This window comes from Photorhabdus viridis (assembly GCF_040256935.1).
In the GTDB taxonomy this organism is placed as follows: Bacteria; Pseudomonadota; Gammaproteobacteria; order Enterobacterales; family Enterobacteriaceae; genus Photorhabdus; species Photorhabdus viridis.
The window spans coordinates 1-3,974 of record NZ_JBEJZY010000103.1 but is presented as its reverse complement, the minus strand read 5'-3'; the positions used below and the strand labels follow the sequence as shown (position 1 = coordinate 3,974).

Genomic DNA, 3,974 nt, shown 5'->3' with positions numbered 1-3,974 from the left:
CAGTAAACGCAAAGAAGTGGACAGCGCACTGGAGGCTGCCAACCTGAAACGGTGGCTGGACGGACTGCCGGACCGGGCACTGAAACCGACGGCGATTATCGGTTACGATTACCTGTGGAGCGGCGACCAGCTGATAGAAGAGACGCCGGTATATGCAGACGGCACGGTGGGATACGAGCACAGCATTCACTGGTTATATGAGCCGGGAAAACTGACCCCATCGGCGCGTTATGAACAGGGGCAACTGCACTATGTGGTCAGTGACCATCAGGGAACGGTGCGGGAAATATTAACGGAAGCCGGAAAACTGGCCTGGGTGGGACGACTGTTCACCTGGGGCGAACCGGAGCTCTGGACCGTTTCAGTGCGGAAAGAAGAGACGGTCAGCTGCAATCTTCGGTTTTGTGGGCAATATGAAGATGAAGAAAGCGGTTTATTTTATAATCGGTTCCGGTATTATTCGCCAGAGACGGGACAGTACCTCTCGCCTGACCCGATAGGATTAGCAGGGGGTCTGAACCTGTATGCGTATGTGCCTAATCCGGTGTCGTGGATTGATCCGCTGGGTCTTGCTGGGTGTAATGCCCAATTTAATTCCAGAAAGGCAGCGCTTAGAGCAGCAAAAAGAGATGCGGGAATACCAATGAATCAGCACCCTAATGCCACTAAAAAAGTTCCGTTGACTGATAGAAGTGATCGTCAAATAATGGATGCTAATCACAATCCTCTTTCGTCAAGAGAATATCATTTTACTCGTCCAGATGGCTCCAAAATAGTAATACAGGAACATTCAGCAGGGCATATATATGGCCCACCTGGGACTCCTGGAAATCAGGGGCCTCATTTTAATCCTAGAGAATATAATCCTGCGTCTGGAGATGGATTTAGAAACAAAAGTGTCGATGGATTACCAGAACATTATAATTTTCCTTGAGGCAAGTAAATGTGGTTTGATCATGCTATTTTTAAAGAAAAAATTAAGTTCATGTTTAATAATGAGCTATCAATGGAACATGTTGAATTTGAACAATTTTTATATTATGACACATCTAGATTAAAACTTTTTTTCTGTAGCAGAAATATACCAGAAGTTATTCCAGAGAAATGGAAGAGGAAAAAGTTTAATTGTTTTATGATCACATTGACATGTATTGATGTTTCTGTATTGGAAATTCATGGGGGAGGAGTTGCATTTGAATGTGCCCCCATTATTGAATCAACGAGGGAAAAAACAGAAATTACAATAAAAAATAATGACTTTTACCTCCATTGTTCTGCCAGAACAATGGTAATAGAGGATATTACACCGCATTGGGATGTACGATGGACTGAATAATATAAATAGCCGGAAAGATCCTTTGAGATCTTCCGGCCTTCTTGTGATCTACCGTGGCGCATACCCACGGTAAGCCAGAGCGGATTGAAGCTTAGAAATCGCATCCTTAATCTGATACGCTTCTTCGTCATTCACCGCACAGGCCCGTATCTCAGACCAACACAGCCGCTTAACCAGTTGAGCTAAGGCCAGCGCTTCAATATGAGTTAACTGAATGTCCTGCAAATGTTCAATGGCTATTGTCATCTCATGCTCTCCCTTTAACCCGCAAAACCGGTTATCAGCGCCTGCATCTGCTGCTTGATCTCTTGCAGTTGGGCCTGTTGCCGCTGGTACTGTTGATGTTGTTGTTGCGTGGCTTCACTGTCAGGGATCAGCACCAGACAACCGTCCATCACCTTCACCGTAATCTGGCCGCCAGTATTAAATCCCGCCTGTCTCAGCCACTGCCCCTTAAGATGTATCGCCGGGGTGGCGTTGCTAACCCTGTTTCCGTTCGGCACATAGCCCACCGTGTAATAACGTTCTGTTTTCACGGCTTTATTTATCGCCGCTTCTGCCTTAGAATGCACCTTAGCCATAGTCACTACTCCTATAGTTGCTGTGGTAAGCGGCGGTAACGGGTGCCAGCCCGTTATCCCCGCGCTAAATATCAACAGATTATCGCTTTATCACCTGCTTTATCTTGTCTTGTGTGATAGCCATATCCAGAAAATGACAAATCACTTCCTGATCTTCCGGCTTCAATGCATCGGCCTGTTTACACAACTCTTTTAGCCGCTTGTTTTTGATATCAAACTCCGGGGCGGCACTGCCTTTATCACCCAGTAACAGATGGTCAATACTGACCTCTAATATCTGCGCCAGCTTGATGATGTAATCAAACTGAGGCTTGGCTTTCCCTTGTTCCCAGCGCCCTACCATGCGGGGCTGAATATCCAACAGGTCCGCCAGTTTCAGTTGTGTTAACTGCCTTGATTTACGAATAGATGAGAGGTTTTTACCAAAATCAGTCATGGACAAACATAGCCAAGTTAGTTGTTTGTTCCACATGCTAAATCCCCTCCTGAAAATTAATTCTTGAAAGTATTCTAATGTCCTGTTTAAAATAGGTCAATATAGACCTTGACGTATTTTTTAAAGGATTAACGATATGGCCCGCATCCCGGAAGCCGAATTACAGCACCTGAAAGCCGCCGTCTCCTTAGTCGCCGTGGTGGAGCAACAGGGGCGACAGCTCTTTAAACGCGGCAAAGATTATGTACTGCTGTGCCCGTTCCATGAGGAGAAAACCCCGTCAATGGTTATCTCACCGGCAAAAAATCTTTATCACTGTTTTGGCTGTGATGCCGGCGGCTCCGTGCTCGACTGGGTAATGAAAACCAAAGGCTTAAGTCTGCGCCGGGCCGTGGAACAGTTGCGCGGGATACTGGGAGATAACCCCTCGGTGGCGCCGCTGGTGAAACCGGATGAACCCGCCATGCTGGCCGATGATGACGCCGGACGGCAGGCGCTGCTCAGTCGGGTCGTCGGGTTCTACCATCATACGCTGCTGAATGCCCCCGAAGCCCTGGATTATCTGGAAAAACGGCGGCTCAACCACCCGGAATTAGTCGCTCAGTTTAAACTGGGCTTTGCCAACCGCACGTTAGCCTATCGCCTGCCCATCAAGGCGGTGCAGGCCGGCGCACAGATCCGCGCCCGTCTTCGGACCGTGGGGCTGATGCGCGACAGCGGGCACGAGCACTTTACCGGTTCGCTGGTCATACCGGTTATCGACCCGAACGGCCAGATCCGTGAGATATACGGGCGCAAAATCACCGACCGTTTACGTAAAGGAACGCCGCTGCATCTGTACCTTCCCGGCGCACATGGCGGGATATGGAATGAGCCGGCGCTGATCAGTTCAGGGGCGGTCATTCTCTGTGAATCCCTGATCGACGCTCTGTCGTTCTGGGTGGCCGGTCACCGCCATGTCACCGCCGCCTATGGGGTGAACGGCTTCACCGATGAGATGCGGCAGGCGTTTCGGCGGCATGGCGTTAAGCAGGTCTTGATCGCCTACGACAATGATCCGGCAGGCAATGAAGCGGCGGTAAAACTGGCCGCAGAACTCACCGCCGTCGGTATCACCGTGTTCCGGGTGGTGTTCCCCGAGGGCATGGATGCCAACGGCTATCTGTGTCAGGTCGCCGAACCAGAACGGGCCTTCGGGTTGTTGCTCGACAGTGCCGTGCCGATGCAGGAAGCGGCAGAGGTACAGGCCACCACTGCAACAGAGCGGGCCGCACTGGCTGAACATCAGCCGGTTCCGGTGCCGGAAACAGTCAGCACATTAGCCGCCGGTATAGCCGCGTTGCCGTCGATGCCAAATGTGGTCTGGGAAACCGGTGCTAACGGCGAGATATCCCTGACGCTGGGCACACAACAGTGGGGTATCCGGGGCCTGTCACAGGTGAAAGCCAGGGCGGCGGTGATGAAAGTGAATGTTCAGGTGGTTGATACCGACAGCGGCGTGATGTTCGCCGACAGCGTGGACATGATGAACGCCCGCAGCCGGGGCGGGTATGCGCGACTGGCCGCCACCGAACTGGGGCTGGCCGAAGGCGACTTACGGCGTTCACTGGGGCAGCTGTTA

The 3,974-nt window shown here is 50.9% G+C and carries 6 protein-coding genes; 3 read left to right on the top strand and 3 right to left on the bottom strand.

All coding sequences use genetic code 11. From position 1 onward, the window contains the following. Together ABR397_RS22040 and ABR397_RS22035 are read left to right on the top strand one after the other, a co-directional pair. Nucleotides 1-934 (top strand): RHS repeat-associated core domain-containing protein (locus ABR397_RS22040; protein WP_350307581.1); only part of this gene is annotated, 934 nt, incomplete at its 5' end. A gap of 9 nt (nt 935-943) precedes the next feature. Next, the gene (locus ABR397_RS22035) at nt 944-1,336 is read left to right on the top strand and encodes an immunity 50 family protein (protein WP_054481468.1); all 393 of its coding nucleotides are present in this window, start codon (nt 944-946) and stop codon (nt 1,334-1,336) included. Nucleotides 1,337-1,384: 48 nt separating this feature from the next. On the opposite strand, the gene ABR397_RS22030 is transcribed toward ABR397_RS22035, so the two are convergent. The 3 genes from ABR397_RS22030 to ABR397_RS22020 all read right to left on the bottom strand — a co-directional run bounded on the left by ABR397_RS22030 (nt 1,385) and on the right by ABR397_RS22020 (nt 2,389). Then, the gene (locus tag ABR397_RS22030; RefSeq protein ID WP_054481467.1) at nt 1,385-1,582 is read right to left on the bottom strand and encodes a DUF7706 family protein; all 198 of its coding nucleotides are present in this window, start codon (nt 1,580-1,582) and stop codon (nt 1,385-1,387) included. A gap of 14 nt (nt 1,583-1,596) precedes the next feature. Further along, the gene (locus ABR397_RS22025) at nt 1,597-1,917 is read right to left on the bottom strand and encodes a SymE family type I addiction module toxin (RefSeq protein WP_054481465.1); all 321 of its coding nucleotides are present in this window, start codon (nt 1,915-1,917) and stop codon (nt 1,597-1,599) included. Nucleotides 1,918-1,996: 79 nt separating this feature from the next. Further along, entirely contained in the window at nt 1,997-2,389 is a 393-nt protein-coding gene (locus ABR397_RS22020; RefSeq protein ID WP_021327089.1) for a helix-turn-helix domain-containing protein, read from the bottom strand. Nucleotides 2,390-2,489: 100 nt separating this feature from the next. Between ABR397_RS22020 and ABR397_RS22015 the strand changes: the two genes are divergently transcribed. Beyond that, nucleotides 2,490-3,974, top strand: a 1,485-nt coding sequence (locus ABR397_RS22015; RefSeq protein ID WP_350307580.1) for a CHC2 zinc finger domain-containing protein, incomplete at its 3' end; no start/stop codon positions are given.

Excerpts from the sequence above, each read along its gene's own strand:
- ABR397_RS22035 (WP_054481468.1), top strand. The coding sequence starts at position 944 with ATGTGGTTTGATCATGCTATTTTTAAAGAAAAAATTAAGTTCATGTTT.
- ABR397_RS22030 (WP_054481467.1), bottom strand. The coding sequence starts at position 1,582 with ATGACAATAGCCATTGAACATTTGCAGGACATTCAGTTAACTCATATT.
- ABR397_RS22025 (WP_054481465.1), bottom strand. The coding sequence starts at position 1,917 with ATGGCTAAGGTGCATTCTAAGGCAGAAGCGGCGATAAATAAAGCCGTG.
- ABR397_RS22020 (WP_021327089.1), bottom strand. The coding sequence starts at position 2,389 with ATGTGGAACAAACAACTAACTTGGCTATGTTTGTCCATGACTGATTTT.